The sequence below is a fragment of the Enterobacter sp. HK-058-C-ECC genome (assembly GCF_047531125.1).
GTDB classification, from domain to species: domain Bacteria; phylum Pseudomonadota; class Gammaproteobacteria; order Enterobacterales; family Enterobacteriaceae; genus Enterobacter; species Enterobacter quasiroggenkampii.
Genome location: NZ_JBLKCH010000004.1, coordinates 271,014 through 291,948 on the forward strand (window position 1 = coordinate 271,014; position 20,935 = coordinate 291,948).

At 56.6% G+C, this 20,935-nt stretch carries 17 protein-coding genes and 1 pseudogene; 12 read left to right on the forward strand and 6 right to left on the reverse strand.

Annotated features, from left to right (window positions below):
- Window positions 1-83: 83 nt before the first annotated feature.
- The 3 genes from ACMWJS_RS11160 to ACMWJS_RS11170 form a co-directional block, all read right to left on the reverse strand.
- Complete coding sequence (locus ACMWJS_RS11160; RefSeq protein WP_008500916.1) at window positions 84-779, reverse strand: CidB/LrgB family autolysis modulator; 696 nt, start codon at window positions 777-779, stop codon at window positions 84-86.
- Window positions 776-1,171, reverse strand: coding sequence for a CidA/LrgA family protein (locus ACMWJS_RS11165; protein WP_414747064.1), 396 nt, complete (start codon window positions 1,169-1,171; stop codon window positions 776-778). The genes ACMWJS_RS11160 and ACMWJS_RS11165 overlap by 4 nt, the downstream gene beginning before the upstream one ends.
- Window positions 1,172-1,355: 184 nt before the next feature.
- Window positions 1,356-2,066, reverse strand: a complete 711-nt coding sequence (locus ACMWJS_RS11170; protein ID WP_414747065.1) for a type 1 glutamine amidotransferase — start codon at window positions 2,064-2,066, stop codon at window positions 1,356-1,358.
- Between the two features lie 59 nt (window positions 2,067-2,125).
- Here ACMWJS_RS11170 and ACMWJS_RS11175 point away from each other — a divergent pair, with 59 nt between their 5' ends.
- From ACMWJS_RS11175 to ACMWJS_RS11210, 8 genes and pseudogenes are all read left to right on the forward strand, one after another.
- A complete protein-coding gene (locus ACMWJS_RS11175; protein ID WP_414747066.1) occupies window positions 2,126-2,923 on the forward strand; it encodes a helix-turn-helix domain-containing protein in 798 nt (265 codons plus the stop codon).
- Between the two features lie 41 nt (window positions 2,924-2,964).
- Window positions 2,965-3,897, forward strand: coding sequence for a tRNA dihydrouridine(16) synthase DusC (dusC, locus tag ACMWJS_RS11180; protein WP_045908673.1), 933 nt, complete (start codon window positions 2,965-2,967; stop codon window positions 3,895-3,897).
- A 358-nt stretch (window positions 3,898-4,255) separates the two neighbouring features.
- Window positions 4,256-5,545, forward strand: coding sequence for a carbohydrate porin (locus tag ACMWJS_RS11185; RefSeq protein WP_233100200.1), 1,290 nt, complete (start codon window positions 4,256-4,258; stop codon window positions 5,543-5,545).
- 166 nt (window positions 5,546-5,711) lie between these two features.
- A complete protein-coding gene (licT, locus tag ACMWJS_RS11190; RefSeq protein ID WP_023616723.1) occupies window positions 5,712-6,545 on the forward strand; it encodes a BglG family transcription antiterminator LicT in 834 nt (277 codons plus the stop codon).
- A gap of 29 nt (window positions 6,546-6,574) precedes the next feature.
- Window positions 6,575-8,534: pseudogene (gene bglF, locus ACMWJS_RS11195) on the forward strand (PTS beta-glucoside transporter subunit IIABC); the annotation flags it as partial.
- A gap of 12 nt (window positions 8,535-8,546) precedes the next feature.
- On the forward strand, window positions 8,547-9,941 hold the full coding sequence (locus ACMWJS_RS11200; protein WP_045908670.1) for a glycoside hydrolase family 1 protein: 1,395 nt from the start codon (window positions 8,547-8,549) through the stop codon (window positions 9,939-9,941).
- A gap of 201 nt (window positions 9,942-10,142) precedes the next feature.
- On the forward strand, window positions 10,143-11,561 hold the full coding sequence (mdtQ, locus tag ACMWJS_RS11205; RefSeq protein WP_414747067.1) for a multidrug resistance outer membrane protein MdtQ: 1,419 nt from the start codon (window positions 10,143-10,145) through the stop codon (window positions 11,559-11,561).
- Between the two features lie 50 nt (window positions 11,562-11,611).
- The gene (locus ACMWJS_RS11210) at window positions 11,612-12,376 is read left to right on the forward strand and encodes an SDR family oxidoreductase (RefSeq protein WP_196365097.1); all 765 of its coding nucleotides are present in this window, start codon (window positions 11,612-11,614) and stop codon (window positions 12,374-12,376) included.
- Window positions 12,377-12,464: 88 nt separating this feature from the next.
- On the opposite strand, the gene ACMWJS_RS11215 is transcribed toward ACMWJS_RS11210, so the two are convergent.
- Entirely contained in the window at window positions 12,465-13,037 is a 573-nt protein-coding gene (locus tag ACMWJS_RS11215; protein WP_414747068.1) for a DedA family protein, read from the reverse strand.
- Window positions 13,038-13,194: 157 nt separating this feature from the next.
- Between ACMWJS_RS11215 and ACMWJS_RS11220 the strand changes: the two genes are divergently transcribed.
- Window positions 13,195-13,782, forward strand: coding sequence for a Yip1 family protein (locus ACMWJS_RS11220; RefSeq protein WP_023312454.1), 588 nt, complete (start codon window positions 13,195-13,197; stop codon window positions 13,780-13,782).
- Window positions 13,783-13,949: 167 nt separating this feature from the next.
- The gene (pbpG, locus tag ACMWJS_RS11225; protein ID WP_252076910.1) at window positions 13,950-14,873 is read left to right on the forward strand and encodes a D-alanyl-D-alanine endopeptidase; all 924 of its coding nucleotides are present in this window, start codon (window positions 13,950-13,952) and stop codon (window positions 14,871-14,873) included.
- Between the two features lie 94 nt (window positions 14,874-14,967).
- On the opposite strand, the gene ACMWJS_RS11230 is transcribed toward pbpG, so the two are convergent.
- Together ACMWJS_RS11230 and dld are read right to left on the reverse strand one after the other, a co-directional pair.
- Window positions 14,968-15,522 (reverse strand): GNAT family N-acetyltransferase, encoded by a 555-nt coding sequence (locus tag ACMWJS_RS11230; RefSeq protein WP_045908666.1) that lies wholly within the window; start codon window positions 15,520-15,522, stop codon window positions 14,968-14,970.
- Between the two features lie 112 nt (window positions 15,523-15,634).
- A complete protein-coding gene (gene dld / locus ACMWJS_RS11235) occupies window positions 15,635-17,383 on the reverse strand; it encodes a D-lactate dehydrogenase (protein WP_414747069.1) in 1,749 nt (582 codons plus the stop codon).
- 189 nt (window positions 17,384-17,572) lie between these two features.
- Here dld and bglX point away from each other — a divergent pair, with 189 nt between their 5' ends.
- Together bglX and ACMWJS_RS11245 are read left to right on the forward strand one after the other, a co-directional pair.
- Complete coding sequence (gene bglX / locus ACMWJS_RS11240; protein ID WP_048028242.1) at window positions 17,573-19,870, forward strand: beta-glucosidase BglX; 2,298 nt, start codon at window positions 17,573-17,575, stop codon at window positions 19,868-19,870.
- Between the two features lie 147 nt (window positions 19,871-20,017).
- On the forward strand, window positions 20,018-20,935 hold the full coding sequence (locus ACMWJS_RS11245) for an ABC transporter substrate-binding protein (protein ID WP_196346829.1): 918 nt from the start codon (window positions 20,018-20,020) through the stop codon (window positions 20,933-20,935).

Genomic DNA, 20,935 nt, shown 5'->3' on the forward strand with positions numbered 1-20,935 from the left:
TCAGGGCTTTATATGTGATCCACTTCTCATTATGTATGCAACTTATGAAATCAAAATGAAATTTGCGCGACGCATCGCAAATTTTAGCCCATCACCGCCAGAATAAGCGGGAAAATGAACGGGGCCAGCAGGGAGGTGATAATCCCGCAGATCACCAGCGCCAGGGAGCTAAACGCCCCTTCCTGATAATCCAGCTCCGCGCAGCGGGCGGTGCCCAGCGCGTGCGAGGCGGTGCCCATCGACAGCCCCCGAGCAGCCTTAGTATGAATACGCATCGCGTTCAGAAGGGTGTGGCCAAACACCGCGCCGAGAATACCGACGAAAATGACGCACATCGCGCTGATGGCCGGAATACCGCCGAGGCTGCCCCCAACCGCCATCGCGATAGGCGTGGTCACCGATTTAGGCAGAATAGAGGCGGCAATTTGCGGCGAGGCTCCCATCAACAGCGCCACCGACGTACCGGTGATCATCGCCACCAGGCTACCCACAAAGCAGATGGTAATGATGGATTTCCAGCGGGCGCGGATCTGGTGCAACTGCTCGTATAAAGGAAACGCTAGCGCCACAACGGCGGGTTGCAGCAGGTCGTTTAAGATTTTGCTGCCGGCAAAGTAGCGTTCGTAAGGAATGCCGGTGAGCAGCAGGAACGGAATAATCACCACCATCGCCACCAGCAGGGGGTTCAGCAAGGGCATTTTGAAACGCGCGGCAAGCTTACGTGCGGCGAAGAACACTGCCAGGGTGAGCGGCAGAGACCACCAGATATTGTCCATCATTTTTTTGTTTTCTCCCCAATCACGTTACGTTCGCCATGCACCAGATGTGAACTCCAGCTCACCACCAGGAAAACCACCAGCGTACTGACCGCGCAGGAGACCACAATCGGGCCGAACTGGGCTTTGAGCAAATCAAAATACTGCATGACGCCCACGCCGATAGGCACGAAAAGCAGCGCCATATAGCGAATGAGGACGAAGCAGCCGGGGTTGACCCACTTTGCGGGCAGGATTTGCAGCGCCAGCAAAACGAAGAGGATCAGCATGCCGATAATGCTGCCGGGGATGGTGATGGGCAGCAGCGACGCGATGAAAATCCCGGCATACAGGCAGGCGTAAATCAGGGTGAATGCGCGCAGATATTGCCAGATAATGTTCAATGATTTGCTCATGGTGATAGTCCTTGCTGAAACGCATTCATCATACAATTAAACCTAAAAATGTGCCATGGATCACATCATGAATTTTGAGCATACCAGACATTCCGGAATGGAACGTCTGGTATCACTTTACCGGTGCAGGCTACAGTTTAGAGGAAAGGGATTGCGCTGGCGAAACGGCGTGCCAGAGAAGGTATCAGCGACAGGCGGTCAGTTTATCGAGAAAAGAAAACAGCACCTGGTTCATTTCGCGATAATCATGCGAGCGGAGTTTTTCCGCCGTTTCGACAAAACGGAATTCACCCGCGCGGCGGAGGTCACTCTGCGAATGCTCAATCAGCAACTCTACCACCTCCGGCGTCAGCTCCATATGGCACTGGAAACCGTAAACCCGTTCGCTGTATTGCACGATCTGGCGGGGACAGCCCTCGCTGTAAGCCAGAACTTTAGCCTGCGGCGTCAACCCAGGCATATCGTTATGCCAGTGACCGACGTTCAGCACGCTGCCAAAGTCCTCAAACAGCGGGTTCGCCTTACCTGCATCTGTGAGCCTGACGGGAAATTTGCCGATCTCTTTTTCCGGGCTGTGACAAAACGCTGCGCCCAGCGCTTCACCGATAAGCTGCGAGCCCAGACAAACGCCTATCGCCATTTTACCTGCCTCTATCGCGCGGCTGATGAGTGCCTTTTCCGCCTGCGCATCAAACCAGGGGCATTCCTCACGCGTGGTGGCGGGGGACTGCGGGCCTCCCATGATGATAAGCAGGTCTATGTTCTCCAGTTCCTCAGGTAACGAATCGCCCTGATAAACTCTGGTGTAGCTCAGACTGCAGCCGCGACTTTTCCCCCAGATTTCATAGGCGCCAGGTGCCTCGAAATGTTCATGAATAATAAAATGGATGTGCATTGCGTCTCTCTCTGGTTACGTGTACAAGCAGCATCATAAGAGGAAGGAGGGAATGTGAAATGCCAACCGTTATCGATAAAACGCCAATTCACGACGATGCTATCGGATGGTCAAGAGGGGCAATTCGCTATACGCGCGGCGAAGTCGATCCGCCTCACCAGCATTCGCAGGGACAACTTTTGTTTGCCATCAAAGGGGTTATGCTGGTCGAAACCGGCAGCAAACGCTGGGTCATACCGCCACAGCGTGCGCTGTGGATCCCTCCCTTTCAGGAGCATACCTACAGCGTGTTATCCACAACGGAGCTGCGCGCAGTCTGGTTTAGCCCGGCGCTGATAGCGCAATGCGAGCCTTTTAAGCGGAAAAACGAGGTTCACGTGATTATGGCAACAGCGTTGTTCAAAGAGCTGATTGCCGGACTGTTCAGCGCGGAATACCGGCCAGCCAGTCAGCGCAGCATGGCCGTTTTGCTGCTCGATATCCTCAGTGAAGCTCAGCAAATCTCGGCCGAATTACCGATGCCCGTGGATGAGCGCTTACATCGCATTGCCTGTGACATCATTGCCAACAATCTCTGGGATCTTTCTCTGGAAAGGCTGGCGGAACGGGCCGCGATGTCTGAACGCACGTTTTCACGCGCGTTTATCAACGATACCGGCTTTAGCTTCCGGGCCTGGCGACAGCGTGCCAGGATTTGTGCCTCGCTGGATCTCCTCGCCAACGGATACCCGGTTAAGCAGGTGGCCTGGATGCTGGGCTTTTCCGGCCCGGCGGCATTTGCGGCGGCGTTTCGCGCCATTGTTGGGGCAACGCCGGGTGACTTTCTGCCTGAACAGAAGCGCTTCCCAGCGATATAGAGAGCGGCTACTATAGCGCGTCTTTTTTCACAGGTACTGCTATGCGTGTTTTACTGGCCCCAATGGAAGGCGTGCTCGACTCCCTCGTGCGCGAGCTTCTGACCGAGGTGAACGACTACGATCTCTGCGTGACGGAGTTCCTGCGCGTGGTCGATATGCTGTTGCCGGTAAAATCCTTCTTCCGGCTTTGCCCCGAGCTGCACAACCAGAGCCGGACCTCTTCCGGCACGCTGGTGCGTATTCAGCTCCTCGGCCAGTATCCGGAATGGCTGGCGGAAAACGCCGCCCGCGCGGTTGAGCTGGGCTCTTACGGGGTAGATCTCAACTGCGGCTGTCCATCTAAGCTGGTGAACGGCAGCGGCGGCGGAGCGACGTTGCTGAAAGATCCTGAACTGATTTACCGCGGCGCGAAAGCCATGCGCGAGGCGGTACCCGCGCATTTGCCGGTGACGGTTAAGGTTCGCCTGGGATGGGACAGCGATGCGCGGCAGTTTGAAATCGCCGATGCGGTGCAGCAGGCCGGCGCCACCGAGCTGGTGGTGCATGGCCGTACCAAAGAAGATGGCTACAAAGCCGATCGCATTAACTGGCAGGCGATCGGTGAGATCCGCAAACGCCTCACCATTCCGGTGATCGCCAACGGCGAAATCTGGGACTACGAGAGCGCGCAGGCCTGTCTGAACGCCACCGGCTGCGATGCGGTAATGATCGGCCGCGGCGCGCTGAACGTGCCTAACCTCAGCCGGGTGGTGAAATATAACGAACCGCGGATGCCGTGGGCAGACGTCGTCACGCTGCTGCAAAAATACAGCCGTCTGGAAAAGCAGGGCGACACCGGTTTGTATCACGTCGCGCGAATTAAGCAGTGGCTGAGTTATTTACGCAAAGAGTACGATGAAGCGCTGGGGTTATTTCAGGAGATTCGTACTTTACAGACGTCGGCTGATATTGCGCGGGTGATTCAGTCCAAATAATAAGCGTTAAATTGCTCACACTTTTTTAAAACAGAAAACAGTTCCGGTTTTCAACGTGGCGCGACGGTGTTAAGGTGCCACTGTTTTCAACGCAGGATTGTTACTGGTTAACAGGCAAAACCTAAGCGTTTCACAGCATTTTCGCTGTGGAGCGCTTAGGTTTTTTTTTGCCTGTCGTTTACGCAGGAGAGACATTTGGCTTAGCGCTTTTTAATGATTTTAAAAAATGAATTCTCGACAGGAAATAGAAAAATTTCCTGCGGCCGGTTACGCACTCAATACTCAATCACAGGTTGTTATTATGGCATATAAAAATAAACTCTATGCGCTCGCCTTATTGGCGATATCCCCGCTGTCGATGGCGCAAGACTGGAACGGTACGGTATTAGGGTTTGAAGCTCCGCCGGAGCCTGTTCTCGGCGAAATGCTCGGCATACGTAAAATCCTTAACGATAACGGTTTTACCTACAACCTCGGATACCTGAATGAAATTGGCTGGAACGGCGGTGGTGGCTATAACCACGATTCACACGTGGCCTATATTGACCAGTTCGCGCTGACCTTCAACCAGGATCTGGAGCGCTGGACCGGTATTCCGGACGCGCGTATCGAGGGGAACATCGTCAACCGTAACCACAATGATGACCTCACCACCAAACGCGTGCAGGACCCGCGTGTCAACTTCAACGATCTGACCCAGGAGAGCTGGGGCGGGCAGTCGATTACCCGTCTGGGCTGGCTGACCTTTGCCCGCAGCTTTGACGACCGGCGTCTGACCTGGCGCATCGGGATGATGAACAAGGTACAAACCTTCGATCAAATTATCCCCTGTGATTTCCAGCTGCTGTCCCAGTGCGGCGGAAAGTCAGCCAACTCGCTGACCTGGAACAACTGGAACGTGCACACCTGGGGCACCACGCTTGCGTATAAACTCACGCCGACGCTAACCCTGAAGGGCGGCGTGATGGAGCAGAATCCGCAGGCCGCCAGCCGCAGCCATGCCTGGAGTTGGTCGACGAAGGGCAGCAAAGGGATCTTACTGCCGGTTGAAATCGAAGCGCGTCCGCTGATTAACGGCCTGCCGGGCGCGTACAACCTGGGCGTGGTGTTTACCAACGCGCCGCAAACCGATCTCTATCGCGGCAAATCGGGTGGGGCGGGGGCGACGGACCCGGACGGATTCGATACGCACAGCCGGACCTGGTTTATGTACGCCGGACTGAACCAGCAGCTAACGCAGCATCAGGATGATCCGAATCGCGGGTTGAGTACCTCGTTCAGCATGAGCCTTGCGGATCAGAGTACTAACTACATGCACCAGGTATACGCCGCCTCGCTGCGCTACCGCGGCCTGTTTGATGCGCGACCGGAAGACTGGATTGGCTTTGGCTTAACCTGGATTGATATGAGCAGCCAGTACGCCCGCAACCAGCGTTACCTGAACAGCCTGAGCGGCGTAAGCGATTATGACAATCCGGCGTATCACCCGGTGCCGGGCCATTCCCTGAACGGCGAGTTTTACTACCGTTTTCGTCCGGTGTCATGGCTTGAACTGCAGCCGGGCATTCAGTACTGGCACCATCCCGGCGGGGTCAGTCGCACTCAGGATGCCTGGGTCACCGAGCTGAAAACGGTGGTGACCTTCTGATATCACCGTAGCAAGTTCGATCCGCGTCACGTTTCTGACGCGTGACGCATTGAGGCTACGAATGAAACTGATAGAGTGCCAGAACTGGATTGTTACTGCTTAGGCAGGCAAAACCTGATTTTCTGGCATCTGCCGGAGGTCAGGTTTTTTTGTTTCTGGGGTTCAGATGAAAATCGCCAAGATACTCAATAATAACGTGGTGGTTGTTCAGGATGAGCGCGGGCGCGAACAGGTGGTGATGGGCCGTGGGCTGGCCTTTCAGAAGCGCGTCGGTGAAGCGCTGGATACCGCGTTGGTTGAAAAGGTGTTTGCGTTACAAAGCGATGAACTGGTGCGTCGGCTCGGAGAGCTGCTGAGTCAAATTCCGCTGGAGGTGATGACCACCTGCGACCGCATCATCGGGCTGGCGGCGCAGCGGCTGGGCAAGCTGCAGGAGAGCTTGTATATCACCCTCACCGATCACTGCTACTTTGCGATTGAGCGGCAGAAGAACGGGTTGGCCATCAAAAACGTGCTGCTGTGGGATATTAAACGACTGTATCCGAAGGAGTTCGAGTTAGGGCAGGAGGCGCGGGCCATTATCGCCAGACGCCTGAACGTCGAACTGGAGGAGGATGAGGCCGGTTTTATCGCCCTGCATCTGGTCACCGCGCAGCTGAACAGCGAAATGCCGGAGGTGATGCACGTGACGCGGGTGATGCAGGAGATCCTGCAACTGGTGAAGTATCAGCTGCAGCTTGAGTATGACGAAGAGTCGCTCAGCTATCAGCGTTTTGTCACCCACCTGAAGTTTTTTGCCCAGCGGATGCTCACCCGCACCGTGGTGGAAGATGACGATGTCTCGCTGCATACGGCAGTCAAAGACAACTACGCGAAGGCGTGGAAATGCGCCGAGAAAATCGCACAGCACCTGAACAAAAGCTATCAGCGTGAGCTGACAACCGAAGAAATCATGTTCCTCGCCATTCATATCGAGCGGGTGAGAAAAGAGGGGCGTTAAGCCTCAAACAGGATTGTTACTGCACTACGCAGGCAAAACCTGAGCGCGGGCGTCGTCAGAAGGCCGTTCTCGGGTTTTTTATTTTTTGTACTCAGTCAACAGGTGCCTGCGGGCATCGGATGTAAGGAAATCGAGATGGAATACCAGGCTTTAGCGAAGGATATTCTCGGCCACGTTGGCGGAAAAGAGAACATCGTCAGTCTTGTGCACTGTGCAACCCGGCTTCGCTTCAAACTGAAAGACAATCAACGGGCGGATGCGGAAGGGCTCAAGAAAAATCCGGGCGTGATCATGGTGGTCGAAAGCGGCGGCCAGTTTCAGGTGGTGATTGGCAACCACGTGCATGACGTCTGGCAGGCGGTGCGCAATGAAGCAGGTCTTACCGATGACGCTCCTGTCGTGGAAGAGAAGGGTGAAAAGGGTAACCTGTTGGGCCGTCTGATTGATATCGTCTCCGGCATCTTTACCCCGTTTATCGGCATTCTGGCCGCGTCCGGTATTCTGAAGGGGCTGCTGGCGCTGGCCGTGGTGTGCGGCTGGCTCACGACCGAGAGCGGCACGTATAAAATCTGGTTTGCTGCCAGCGACGCGCTGTTCTTCTTCTTCCCGCTGGTGCTGGGCTATACCGCCGGGAAAAAGTTCGGCGGCAACCCATTCATTACCATGGTGATCGGCGGGGCGCTCACCCATCCAGTGATGATTGCGGCGTTCAACGCCAGCCAGCAGCCGGGCGCGGTGTCGGAAGCCTTTTTGGGCATTCCTGTCACCTGGTTCAACTACAGCTCGTCGGTGATCCCGATTATTCTCGCCGCGTGGGTGAGCTGCTGGCTGGAAAAGCAGAGCACCAGGCTGCTGCCTTCCTCGATGAAAAACTTCTTCGCGCCGCTGATCTGTCTTGCCGTGACCGTGCCGCTGACTTTCCTCGTTATCGGGCCGCTGGCGACCTGGCTGAGCCAGATGCTGGCGAACGGCTATCAGAGTATTTACGTTCTGGCACCGTGGCTGGCGGGCGCGGCGATGGGCGCGCTGTGGCAGGTCTGCGTCATTTTTGGCCTGCACTGGGGGCTGGTGCCGCTGATGATCAACAACCTGGCGGTGCTGGGGCATGACTCCATGCTGCCGATGCTCTTGCCTGCGGTGTTCGGCCAGGTGGGGGCGGCACTGGGCATTTTCCTGCGTACCCGCGATGCGCGTCAGAAAATGCTGGCCGGTTCATCCGTGACGGCAGGGTTTTTCGGTATCACCGAACCCGCAGTGTATGGTGTAAACCTGCCGCTGCGTCGTCCGTTTATTTTTGGCTGCCTGGCAGGTGCTATCGGCGGAGCGATTGTCGGCTTTAGTGACACCCACGTTTACTCTTTCGGCTTCGCCAATATCTTTACTGTCGCCCAGATGATCCCGCCGGGCGGCGTGGACGCCACGCTGTGGGGCGGCATTATCGGTACGGTGGTGGCGCTGGTACTGAGCTGCGGCCTGACGCTGGTCGCCGGTATGCAAGGAAACACCGCGACAGAAGGGGTGGTCACCGCGAGCGAAAACGATGTGCTATCACCGATGACCGGTACCGTTCTTGCGCTCGACCAGGTGCCGGATACCACCTTTGCCAGCGGCCTGCTGGGTAGCGGCGCCGCGATTATTCCCTCCGATAACAAAGTGGTTGCCCCGTTTGCTGGCGTGGTGGCCTCGCTGTTCCAGACCAAACACGCCATCGGCCTGCTCAGTAACAGTGGAATCGAAGTGTTGATCCATGTGGGTATCGACACCGTGAAGCTCGACGGCAAGCCGTTTACCGCCCATGTGAAGGTCGGTGACACGGTGCAGCCCGGCGATCTGCTGCTGGAGTTTGACCGACAGGCGATTATCGATGCCGGATACGACCTGGCAACCCCGATTATTATCAGTAACAGCGATGAGTATCGCGATGTGGTGACCGTGGCGGCAACGTCCGTCAATGCTGGTGCGCCGTTACTCAGCGTAAGCCATCAATAACAGGAGAACGTGATGAAAACTTTCCCGGACGATTTTTTATGGGGCGGCGCGGTTGCCGCGAATCAGGTAGAGGGCGCATATCTGGAGGAGGGGAAAGGGCTGTCCACCTCTGACGTTCAGCCGCAGGGGGTCTTCGGCCCGGTGGTTGAGCGCGTGGCGGGCGACAGCGGCATCAAGGATGTTGCCATCGACTTCTATCATCGCTATCCGGAAGACATCAAACTGTTCGCGGAGATGGGCTTTAGCTGCCTGCGCGTCTCCATTGCCTGGACCCGCATTTTTCCGAACGGCGACGAGCAGCAGCCGAACGAGGCGGGGCTGGCGTTTTACGACCGGCTGTTTGACGAGCTGGCCGCGCACAACATTACCCCGCTGGTGACGCTGTCGCATTACGAAATGCCGTGGGGGCTGGTGAAGCAGTACGGCGGATGGGGCAGCCGCCAGACTATTGGGTTCTTCGAGCGCTACGCCCGTACCGTGTTTGCGCGCTACAAAGAAAAGGTCAAGCTCTGGCTGACCTTCAACGAGATCAATATGTCTCTGCACGCGCCGATGACCGGCGTGGGCCTGCCGGAAACCAGCAGCAAAGGCGAAGTGTATCAGGCGATCCATCATCAGCTGGTGGCCAGCGCGCTGGCGGTGAAGGCCTGCCATGAGATCGTTCCTGATGGCAGAATTGGCAATATGCTGCTGGGCGGTCTGATGTATCCGCTGACCTGCAAGCCGGAAGATGTTCTGGAAACACTGCAGGAAAACCGCGCCTGGCAATTCTTTGGTGACGTACAGTGTCGCGGTGCCTACCCGGGGTATATGCAGCGCTTCTTCCGCGACAACGGTATTCAGCTTGAGGTCACGGACGCCGACCGCGAGGCGCTGAAATCGACCGTCGATTTTATCTCCTTCAGCTACTACATGACGGGCTGCGTCACCGCGGACGACGCCCTCAACCAGCAGGCGCGCGGCAACATCCTGAGCATGGTGCCAAACCCGCATCTGGCCAGTTCCGAATGGGGCTGGCAGATTGACCCCATCGGCCTGCGTACCCTGCTAAACGTGCTCTGGGATCGCTATCAGAAGCCGCTGTTTATTGTGGAAAATGGTCTGGGAGCAAAGGATAAACCGGACGCGGACGGCACGGTGCAGGATGACTACCGCATCAGCTACCTTAACGATCATCTGGTGCAGGTGCGTGAAGCGATCGAAGACGGCGTTGAGGTGATGGGCTATACCAGCTGGGGGCCAATCGACCTGGTGAGCGCATCAAAAGCTGAACTCTCTAAGCGCTACGGCTTTATTTACGTCGATCGCGATGACAGTGGCAAAGGTACGCTGGCGCGCAGCCGCAAGAAAAGCTTCTACTGGTATAAAGAGGTTATTGCGACAAAAGGCGCGTCGCTGAAAGTTTAATAACGCGATCAACCTGACAGAGGACGTTCACGCTGTCGGGTTGATTATTTTTTATTTGCATAATTAAATTTAAACAATAATTTCGGTGAATACTTTTCCGTATATTTAAATCTATGACAATTTACGCGTTGCCACGCATTACTAAAAAAACAAACAGAATCAAGCGTAATTTGCGCCTTTATTTTTTGAGTATATGGCGTAATGAAACGGTCTTTTATTTTATCTCTGAGTGTTCCCTTTGCATTTATTCTGGCTGCCTGCGCGCCTGAACATGCCACGGTAACTCCCATTAAAACCCAAACCACGGCGGCGTCGGTAAAGACGTTTCTGGCTCATCAGGACTGGCCGAAAAATGAGTGGTGGAAAGCATATAACGATCCCGAACTTAATTCGCTGATTGCGAAAGCATTAAGCGATGCGCCGGATATGCAGATTGCCCGTCAGCGCATTACGCTCGCTGAAGCCCAGGCCAAAGCGGTTATGGCTGCCGACGGTCCGCAGATCGATTTTTCAGCGGATGCTGAACGCCAGAAAATGTCCGCCGAAGGGTTGATGGGGCCCTTTGCCATTACCGACCCGGCGGCAGGGACAACCGGGCCGTGGTACACCAACGGCACCTTTGGCCTGACTGCTGGCTGGGATCTCGATCTGTGGGGAAAAAATCGCGCGCAGGTCGAAGCCCGGATAGGCAAAGTGAATGCGCAAAAAGCGGAGCTGGAGCAGACCCGTCAGCTGCTGGCCCGCAGCGTGGCGCGGCTTTACTGGGAATGGCAAACGCAGGCCGCCGTGGGGGAGGTCCTCGCGCAGATCAAACATGAGCAGGACAATATTATCGGCGCCGACCGCGAGCTGTATCAACACGGCATCACCTCCTCCGTGGAGGGCGTCGAAACGGACATCAACGCCAGCAAAACCCAAGAGCAGTTGGCCGGGGTCAACGGGAAGATGAAAGCCATAGAGGCGCGCCTGGTCGCGCTGACCAACGCCCCCTCCGTGAAGCTGACGCGGCACGCCTTGCCGAAGGTGGAAGCCTCGTTACCGTCGACGCTCGGCTATGAACTGCTGGCACGCCGCCCGGATCTTCAGGAGGCGCACTGGTATATCGACGCCTCCATGAGCGAGGTGGAGGCCGCCAGAGCAGCGTTCTATCCTGACGTGAACCTGATGGCGTTCTTACAGCAGGATGCCCTCCACCTGAGCGATCTGTTCCGTTCATCCGCGCAGCAGATGGGCGTGACCGCCGGGTTGACGCTGCCAATTTTTGACAGCGGCAGGCTGAACGCCAGCCTGGATATCGCCCAGGCGCAGAACAATCTCTCGGTTGCCAACTACAACAAAGCGGTAGTGGAGGCCGTCAATCAGGTGGCACGCACGGCCAGCGAAGTCGAAACGCTAATGGCGAAGAACAGCCATCAGCAGCAGGTTGAAAAAGATGCGGCACGGGTCGTGGCGCTGGCTCAGGCGCGTTTCAGCGCGGGGATTATTGCGGGCTCCCGGGTCAGTGAAGCCAGAATACCGGCCCTCAAAGAGCACCTCGAAGGCGTGCTGCTGAAGGGGCAATATGTCGACGCTACCCTGCAACTGACCTCGGCGCTGGGCGGCGGCTATCATCATGGCTAAAAAAGGCCATTATCTATACTTACCTCTTTGCAGTTTTTCAGGAGGTGAGTATGACCAGAGTAGCGATTGTGACCGCATCGGATTCCGGGATAGGGAAAACCACGGCCCTGATGCTGGCTGAGCGCGGGTTTGATATTGGCGTCACCTGGCACTCGGATGAGAAAGGGGCGCTGGAAACCTGCCGCGAAGTCGAAGCGCAGGGGCAGCGTGCGGAGGCTATCCATCTTGATTTAAGCACGCTGCCGGAAGGCGCTGAGGCCATTGAAATGCTGATTGCGCGTTTTGGCCGGCTGGACGTGCTGGTCAATAATGCAGGGGCGATGACCAAAGCGCCGTTCCTCGAGATGCCGTTCGACGACTGGCGGAACATTTTCACCGTCGACGTGGACGGGGCGTTTCTCTGTTCACAGATAGCCGCAAGGCAGATGGTGAAGCAGGGGGAAGGGGGGCGGATTGTGAACATCACCTCGGTACATGAACACACGCCCCTGCCGGAGGCCAGCGCCTACACGGCGGCGAAACACGCGCTCGGCGGGTTAACCAAATCCATGGCGATGGAGCTGGTGAAGCACAACATTCTGGTGAACGCCGTCGCGCCGGGTGCCATTGCCACGCCGATGAATGACATGGACGACAGCGAAGTGAAGGAAGGCTCAATGCCGGAAATCCCGCTGGCAAGGCCGGGCCACACGAAAGAGATTGCCAGCCTGGTGGCGTGGCTGTGTGACAGTGACGCCAGCTATACAACAGGGCAATCGTTTATCGTCGACGGGGGCTTTATGCTGGCGAACCCGCAGTTTAAGCCGGAGGGGTAGGTTCCTTTCTCCCTCTCCCTGAGGCTGAGGGTGTTTCTAGTTCCCTCTCCCTGTGGGAGAGGGTTAGGGTGAGGGCATCAGGCCGCACTCACTCCTCATCCCGCGTCTTGTCCCGATGCTTCAGCCACAGTCGAACCGCAATCACCGCCACGACCACCAGAATCAACCACGCCCAGTGCTTCAGGTGCTGGTCGAGATTATGCAGCCAGGGCGCAATCACTTCGCCCCCTACGTAACCGAGCGTCGTAAAGATCAGCGCCCAGGCAATCGCGCCCACAATATTGAGCGGCAGAAAAATTTTGGGCGGCAGATGGCTGGCACCAATCAGTATCGGCCCGATAATGCGAAAGCCATACATAAAGCGGGTGCCAATGACGAACAGATAGGGATGACGTTGAATGAGCCGCTGAGCGCGGCGGATTTTCTTCTGATGCTTTGCGAAACGCTTAAGCAGCGTTGGCCCAAAGCGCAGCCCCAGAAAGTAGAGCAGCTGATCGCCTATCATCCCGCCCAGCGCGACCGCGGCGACGACCAGCGGGAATTTCAGTAACCCCTGATGCGCGGCGACGCCCCCTAACAGCGTGATGGTTTCACCTTCTGCCACGCTACCGATCACCAGCGCGGCATATCCATATTGCTCAATGAGTGCGTTAATATCCATTACGTAACTGTTATCTCCCTCAGCGTGCCTCGTTTAATCATATACCCCATGAATCAACAGCGGGGAAATCAACGGAAATTTCCCACTGTACATAAAATAATCTAAAGCCTGCATTATACTTAAGGTATCGCTGACGGGCCGACAACAAGGGGGCGCTATGAACCATGTCTGGGGACTTTTCTCCCATCCCGATCGTGAAATGCATGTCATTAAAAGTGAGAACGAAACGGTCTCGCATCATTACACGCACCACGTGCTGCTGATGGCTGCGGTGCCGGTAATATGCGCTTTTATCGGAACGACACAAATCGGCTGGAACTTCGGTGACGGCACCGTGGTTCAGCTTTCCTGGTTTACCGGACTCTATCTGGCCATCGTCTTTTATGGCCTGATGCTGGCGGGTGTGGCGGTCATGGGGCGGGTCATTCACTGGATGGCGCGTAACTATCCGCAACGTCCATCGCTGGCGCACTGTATGGTCTTTGCCGGGTATGTCGCGACTCCGTTGTTCTTAAGCGGTATTGTTGCGCTCTATCCACTGGTCTGGCTGTGCGCGCTGATCGGTACTATTGCCCTCTTTTACACCGGTTATCTGCTGTATCTGGGGGTTCCAACCTTCCTGAATATCAATAAAGAAGAGGGCCTGAGCTTCTCCAGTTCAACGCTTGCCATCGGGGTGCTGGTGCTGGAGGCGCTACTGGCGCTGACGGTAATTCTTTGGGGTTATGGATACCGTCTCTTCTAAACGCACTGCATTGCTGGCGTAAATGCCAGCAATGCAGCATCTGTTCACGATTATCCTCTGGCGACAACGCCCGCTGACGGCTATGATGCCGAAGCCAGCCTGAGTTTATCCGTCGACCCAGGCGGTGTACGTCATGACGTGCGTGAATAATTATCAGAAGTCTCACCATGCTGAAATTCCGAGTCTCTTTACTTAGCCTGGCGCTGTTGCTGGGTGCGTCCGCTGCCGTGCCGGCCGTCGCCAAAACGCCCGCGGTGACTGCTACCGCCGCTCAGCCGCAAATTGCTTCCGGCAGCGCGATGATTGTCGATCTCAACACCAATAAGGTGATTTACGCCAGCCATCCGGATCTGGTGCGACCGATCGCCTCAATTACCAAATTAATGACCGCGATGGTGGTGCTTGATGCCCATCTGCCGCTGGACGAAAAACTGAAAGTGGATATCAGCCACACGCCGGAGATGAGGGGGATCTACTCCCGCGTGCGCCTGAACAGTGAGATCAGCCGTAAGAATATGCTGCTGCTGGCGCTGATGTCGTCTGAAAACCGCGCGGCGGCGAGTCTGGCGCACCACTATCCTGGCGGCTACGACGCCTTTATCCGCGCGATGAACGCCAAAGCCAAAGCGCTGGGGATGAACAATACGCACTATGTTGAACCGACGGGGCTGTCGATCAACAACGTCTCCACGGCGCGCGATCTGACGAAACTGCTGATTGCCAGCAAACAGTACCCGCTGATTGGCCAGCTCAGTACCACCCGTGAAGAGATGGCGACCTTTGCGAACCCAGCCTATACGCTGCCGTTCCGCAATACTAACCATCTGGTTTACCGGGATAACTGGAATATTCAGCTAACCAAAACCGGCTTTACCAACGCGGCTGGACACTGTCTGGTGATGCGCACCGTGTTTAACGGTAAGCCGGTGGCGCTGGTGGTGATGGATGCCTTCGGCAAATACACGCACTTCGCGGATGCGAGCCGCCTGCGTACCTGGATTGAAACAGGAAAAGTGCAGCCTGTCCCGGCCGCGGCATTGACGTATAAAAAGCAGAAAGCCGAGCAGATGGCGACGGCGCAGAACGATTAGGTAAAAGCAAAACGGTAACGCATGTTACCGTTTTTTATGTTCTCCCTCTCCCTGTGGGAGAGGGCCGGGGTGAGGGCACCAGACCGCACTGCGATTATTCCGGCAGCGTCCAGTCACCGTCGTTGAGCGGGCGCTGCATAATCACCGTATCCCGCCAGTCTCCTTTCTTATAGCCTACGCTGCGCAACTGACCGACAATCACGAAACCATGTTTTTTATGCAGGCGTAACGAACCGGCGTTGTTATTACCATCTCCCACTACGGCAATCATCTGCCGCCACGGCCCTTGCTCGCAGCGTTCAATCAGCGCATCCATCAGTGCCGTGCCAAAACCGCGCCCGGTGATGCTGGCATCCACGTAAATCGACTCTTCCAGGGTATAGCGGTAGGCGTGTCGCGGTCGGTAAGGGGTGGCATAGCAGTAGCCAACCACAATGCCGCGGTACAGCGCGATAAGCCACGGTAAACCGTTCTCAGTCACGCTTTTCATACGTTGGCGCATTTCGTCAATGGTCGGGGGGACTTCTTCAAATGACGCACGCCCGTGAAGTACATGCCAGGCATAGATCGCGGCAATGGCATGCACATCATCGGGAAGGGCGTCGCGCACTTCCAGCTCGGTCTCGGATAAAACATCAATAGCCGACATGATGTGCCTGCTCCTCGTTATCGAATGCCGGAGAAACGTTTCTCCGGCGATGAGCAGTTACTCTATTACGATTAAGGAGCGCTTAACAATCTCTCAAATTTGGCTGTAGGAATTAATCAGACGCTTGCGTTATGCGCTGCTCCGCGTCTTCGCTATCTTTCCAGTATTTCTTCCGCGTTGTTTTACCGATGCCGGGATTCATGCTGTTTGTAGGGTCATTCTCGCGATAAAACTGCTTAAGTGCGTCAGGGGCTTTATAAAGATGTCCGACGTTGTGTTCCGCAGGATATTGTGCGCCACGTTCACGCAAAAGGGCGAGCATCTGCTCCTTCAGTTCGTGTGCATCGACCCCTTTTTTGACGATGTAATCCTGATGGAAGACATAGCACATAAAGTGGCCGTAATAGAGCTTATGCACCAGCTTGCTGTCGATTTCCGGCGGCAGGTGCTCGAACCACTCGGTGTCGTTACGCCGCAGGGCGATATCCAGCGCCAGAATGTCTTCCACCTCTTCGGAATGCACCGCCTGATATCGGATGGCGGCACCAGCGGCGGCAAAGCGGTGCAGAAACGCTTTGCTGCCCTCTTCAGGCGTACAGGCAAAGAAATCCCCTTCGGCAGTTTTGAAGAACTCGGTCAGCCAGGCCTGCGCTTCGGCGATCCCGTCTCCGGCCATTTTCAGCAGCAGGTGATGTTCGTACTTGTCGCGCCAGGTTTTCATTCTCTCCGGTAAATGCGCCGGGAAAACGTTGCCCAGCTTCTGCATAAAGCGGTCGGTGAAGTGAGGTTTGAACAGCGACACTTTCTCCAGCATCGCGTCGGTACGGCCCTTCATGGTGAAGAAGAACGGCATTTTGTCGGTGCCGAGCTTGTCGATCATCAGGAACGTGTCTTTGCCGTAGCGCTCGGCGATGTCGTAAATGTCCCGGTGCATGTACTCGCCCGCCACCGGCAGATGAGTGAATTCGCCCAGAATATGACGGCGGATCTCCGTCAGAACCTCAGGCTGGTTGGTGCCGATGTAAAATACCTGCTGCTTTTTCTCTGCCGGGAACGTGTCGAGACGCACCGCAAAAACGGCCAGCTTGCCCGCGCAGCCGGAGGATTCAAACAGGCGATCCGGGTCGGCGTTATAGCGCGCCGGGGTGTCAGCGTTGATATCGCGCACCCGGGTCACGTAGTCATGGTCGTGCGCATGGCGGCCGTCGTGCTGAACGTCTTCGTCCTTCACGCGATCGTCGTCGAGCTTGCTGAGGATCTGCTCCGGCGTCACGCCGAGATCGATTCCCAGATGGTTCACCAGCGTCAGCTTGCCGTTTTCGTCAATACGTGCATACAGCGACATCTCGGTGTAGGCGGGGCCACGCTGTACCAGCGAGCCGCCGGAGTTATTGCAGATCCCACCGACCACCGAGGCGCCAATGCAGGAGGAACCGATCACCGAGTGCGGTTCGCGGCCCAGCGGCTTAAGCGCTTTCTCGAGGGAGTAGAGCGTCGTGCCGGGGAACGCGAGCACCTGCTCGCCTTTATCCAGCAGGTGCAGCTTGTCGAGGCGCAGGGTGCTGATAATCACGATGTCACGATCGTAATCGTTGCCGTTCGGCGTAGAGCCTTCGGTCAGGCCGGTGTTGGCCGCCTGCATTAAAATAATCTTGTCGGCGGCGACGCAGGCGCTCAGCACGCGCCACAGCTCCAGCAGCGTGCCGGGGAAAACCACCGCCAGCGCCTCGCCCTGACCGGAGCGGAAGCCCTTGCGGTAGCGGGCGGTTTTAGCCGGGTCGGTAAGCAGGTGAGAGGAGCCAACCAGGCGCGACAGTTCGTTAATAAATGTTTTGTTATCGTCAGTTCGAACAGAAGACATCTTCCACTCCTTGTGGTGGGGCAAATTTCTCGCTGTAAAGCATAGCGCGATTAACTGTTAAGCGGTCGAGTATTCACGAGAAAAATCAGAGAATAACCCTGCAACGATCGGAGGGTTTGTGGCACACTGCGCTTTTCGCACGGTATGGCCGAGATCGTCCGGCGGTTATTGATGAGAGAGTAAAACGACATGAAATGGCTATGTTCTGTAGGTGTCGCCGTCAGCCTGGCGCTGCAACCTGCGCTGGCAGAGGATTTGTTTGGCAATCACCCGCTCACGCCTGAAGCGCGGGATGCGTTTGTCACGGAATTGCTCAAGAAAATGACGGTCGATGAGAAAATCGGCCAGCTGCGTCTGATCAGCGTCGGCCCGGATAACCCGAAAGAGGCCATCCGCGAGATGATCAAAGACGGGCAGGTAGGGGCCATCTTTAATACCGTCACCCGCCAGGATATCCGCAAGATGCAGGACCAGGTGATGGATCTCAGCCGCCTGAAAATTCCGCTGTTCTTTGCCTATGACGTGGTGCACGGCCAGCGTACCGTCTTCCCCATCAGCCTCGGCTTAGCCTCCTCCTTTAACCTCGACGCGGTGAAAACCGTCGGGCGCGTGTCGGCTTATGAAGCGGCGGACGACGGCCTGAACATGACCTGGGCGCCTATGGTGGACGTCTCGCGCGATCCGCGCTGGGGCCGCGGCTCGGAAGGCTTTGGTGAAGATACGTATTTAACCTCCACGATGGGTAAAACCATGGTGGAAGCGATGCAGGGCAAAAGCCCGGCGGACCGCTACTCGGTGATGACCAGCGTCAAACACTTCGCGGCCTACGGCGCGGTGGAGGGCGGTAAAGAGTACAACACCGTCGACATGAGTCCGCAGCGCCTGTTCAACGACTACATGCCGCCATACAAGGCCGGTCTGGATGCGGGCAGCGGCGCGGTGATGGTGGCGCTGAACTCGCTGAACGGCACGCCTGCGACCTCTGATTCCTGGCTGCTGAAAGACGTGCTGCGCGACCAGTGGGGCTTTAAGGGCATCACCGTTTCCGACCACGGTGCGATTAAAGAGCTGATCAAACACGGTACCGCCTCCGATCCGGAAGACGCGGTGCGCGTCGCGCTCAAGTCCGGCATCAACATGAGCATGAGCGACGAGTATTACAGCAAATATCTGCCGGGGCTGGTGAAGAGCGGCAAGGTGACGATGGCGGAGCTGGACGATGCCACCCGTCACGTGCTGAACGTGAAATACGACATGGGGCTGTTTAACGATCCGTACAGCCACCTGGGTCCGAAAGAGTCTGACCCGGCAGATACCAATGCTGAAAGCCGCCTGCACCGCAAAGAAGCGCGTGACGTGGCGCGCGAAAGCCTGGTGCTGCTGAAAAACCGCCTCGACACGCTGCCGCTGAAAAAATCCGGCACCATTGCCGTGGTGGGGCCGCTGGCCGACAGCAAGCGCGACGTGATGGGCAGCTGGTCTGCCGCGGGCGTGGCTGACCAGTCCGTGACCGTGCTGACCGGTATCAAGAGTGCCGTCGGTGAAAACGCCAAAGTGGTTTACGCCAAAGGGGCGAACGTCACCAACGATAAAGACATCGTGACCTTCCTCAACCAGTATGAGGAAGCGGTGAAGGTCGATCCGCGCACGCCGAAGGAGATGATTGATGAGGCGGTGAACGCCGCGAAGCAGTCTGACGTCGTTGTCGCGGTCGTGGGGGAAGCGCAGGGTATGGCACACGAAGCCTCCAGCCGGACCGATATCACCATTCCACAGAGCCAGCGCGATCTGATCGCCGCCCTGAAAGCCACCGGCAAGCCGCTGGTGCTGGTGCTGATGAACGGTCGTCCGCTGGCGCTGGTGAAAGAAGACCAGCAGGCTGACGCCATCCTGGAAACCTGGTTCGCCGGTACCGAAGGCGGTAACGCCATCGCCGACGTGCTGTTTGGCGATTACAACCCGTCGGGCAAGCTGCCGATGTCCTTCCCGCGCTCCGTCGGGCAGATCCCGGTCTACTACAGCCACCTGAATACCGGTCGCCCGTACAACGCCGACAAGCCGAACAAGTACACCTCTCGTTACTTCGACGAAGCTAACGGCCCGCTGTATCCGTTTGGTTACGGCCTGAGCTACACCACCTTTAAGGTTTCTGACGTCAAAATGTCGTCGCCGAGCCTGAAGCGTGACGGCAACGTCACCGCCAGCGTTGAGGTGACCAACACCGGCAAGCGCGAAGGGGCAACGGTGATTCAGATGTACGTTCAGGATGTCACCGCGTCGATGAGCCGTCCGGTGAAACAGCTGCGCGGTTTTGAGAAGGTCAACCTGAAGCCGGGGGAAACCAAAACCATCAGCTTCCCGATCGACGTGGATGCGCTGAAGTTCTGGAACCAGCAGATGAAATATGATGCGGAACCGGGCAAATTTAACGTCTTTATCGGCGTGGACTCCGCCCGCGTGAATAAAGGCGAGTTCGAGCTGCTGTAACCTTTCCCTCCTTTGCCTCCCCCCGTCCTGCGGGGGAGGCGTCTTACCTTATGCTAAAAAGGCATTTTGACGGTTAATTCCGCCGTTTTAAGCTACGCTTTTCTCTCAAGCCTCTGAAAAAGGCAGCAAAAAAATGAGGATAGCGGAATGACGATTGCAAAGGGGATGTGGGGATCTGCGGTGTTACTGGCGGCGCTGAGCCTGCCGTTACAGGCGGCGGAGCCGGTAAAGGTGGGTTCAAAGATCGATACCGAAGGCGCGCTGCTCGGCAATATTATTTTGCAGGTGCTGGAAAGTCACGGCGTGAAAACGGTCAATAAAGTCCAGCTCGGCACCACGCCCGTTGTGCGCGGCGCAATTACCTCCGGCGAGCTGGATATCTACCCGGAATACACCGGCAACGGCGCATTCTTCTTCAAAGATGAAAACGATCCGGCATGGAAAAACGCCAAAGCCGGATATGAGAAAGTCAAAAAACTCGACGCGGAACAGAACAAACTGGTCTGGCTGACCCCGGCGCCGGCCAACAATACCTGGACTATCGCCGTGCGCAAGGACGTGGCGGAGAAAGGGAAGCTGACCACCCTGGCGGATCTCAGCCGCTACCTGAAAGAGAAGGGCGACTTTAAGCTGGCGGCGTCCGCGGAGTTTATCGAGCGTCCTGATGCGCTCCCGGCGTTCGAAAAAGCCTACGACTTCAAGCTCGACCAGGCTCAGCTGCTCTCGCTGGCGGGCGGGGATACCGCGGTGACCATCAAAGCGGCGGCACAGCAAACCTCCGGCGTTAACGCGGCAATGGCCTACGGCACCGACGGCCCGGTGGCGGCGCTTGGCCTGCAAACCCTGACCGATCCAAAAGGTGTACAGCCGATTTACGCGCCGACCCCGGTGGTGCGCGAGGCGGTGCTAAAAGCGTACCCGGACATTGCAGAATGGCTCAAACCGGTTTTCGAAAAGCTGGATGAAAAAACGCTGCAGCAGCTGAATGCCAGCATTGCCGTCGAGGGACTGGATGCCAAAAAAGTGGCCGCCGACTTCCTGAAGCAACAAGGGCTTGTGAAGTAA

Bases quoted from the DNA above. Each gene is read 5' to 3' on its own strand.
- ACMWJS_RS11230 (WP_045908666.1), bottom strand. From the start codon at position 15,522: ATGTCGGCTATTGATGTTTTATCCGAGACCGAGCTGGAAGTGCGCGAC.
- pbpG (WP_252076910.1), top strand. From the start codon at position 13,950: ATGCTGAAATTCCGAGTCTCTTTACTTAGCCTGGCGCTGTTGCTGGGT.
- ACMWJS_RS11245 (WP_196346829.1), top strand. From the start codon at position 20,018: ATGACGATTGCAAAGGGGATGTGGGGATCTGCGGTGTTACTGGCGGCG.
- ACMWJS_RS11175 (WP_414747066.1), top strand. From the start codon at position 2,126: ATGCCAACCGTTATCGATAAAACGCCAATTCACGACGATGCTATCGGA.
- ACMWJS_RS11165 (WP_414747064.1), bottom strand. From the start codon at position 1,171: ATGAGCAAATCATTGAACATTATCTGGCAATATCTGCGCGCATTCACC.
- ACMWJS_RS11210 (WP_196365097.1), top strand. From the start codon at position 11,612: ATGACCAGAGTAGCGATTGTGACCGCATCGGATTCCGGGATAGGGAAA.
- dusC (WP_045908673.1), top strand. From the start codon at position 2,965: ATGCGTGTTTTACTGGCCCCAATGGAAGGCGTGCTCGACTCCCTCGTG.
- bglX (WP_048028242.1), top strand. From the start codon at position 17,573: ATGAAATGGCTATGTTCTGTAGGTGTCGCCGTCAGCCTGGCGCTGCAA.
- ACMWJS_RS11215 (WP_414747068.1), bottom strand. From the start codon at position 13,037: ATGGATATTAACGCACTCATTGAGCAATATGGATATGCCGCGCTGGTG.
- ACMWJS_RS11160 (WP_008500916.1), bottom strand. From the start codon at position 779: ATGATGGACAATATCTGGTGGTCTCTGCCGCTCACCCTGGCAGTGTTC.
- ACMWJS_RS11170 (WP_414747065.1), bottom strand. From the start codon at position 2,066: ATGCACATCCATTTTATTATTCATGAACATTTCGAGGCACCTGGCGCC.
- ACMWJS_RS11200 (WP_045908670.1), top strand. From the start codon at position 8,547: ATGAAAACTTTCCCGGACGATTTTTTATGGGGCGGCGCGGTTGCCGCG.
- ACMWJS_RS11185 (WP_233100200.1), top strand. From the start codon at position 4,256: ATGGCGCAAGACTGGAACGGTACGGTATTAGGGTTTGAAGCTCCGCCG.
- licT (WP_023616723.1), top strand. From the start codon at position 5,712: ATGAAAATCGCCAAGATACTCAATAATAACGTGGTGGTTGTTCAGGAT.
- ACMWJS_RS11220 (WP_023312454.1), top strand. From the start codon at position 13,195: ATGAACCATGTCTGGGGACTTTTCTCCCATCCCGATCGTGAAATGCAT.
- dld (WP_414747069.1), bottom strand. From the start codon at position 17,383: ATGTCTTCTGTTCGAACTGACGATAACAAAACATTTATTAACGAACTG.
- mdtQ (WP_414747067.1), top strand. From the start codon at position 10,143: ATGAAACGGTCTTTTATTTTATCTCTGAGTGTTCCCTTTGCATTTATT.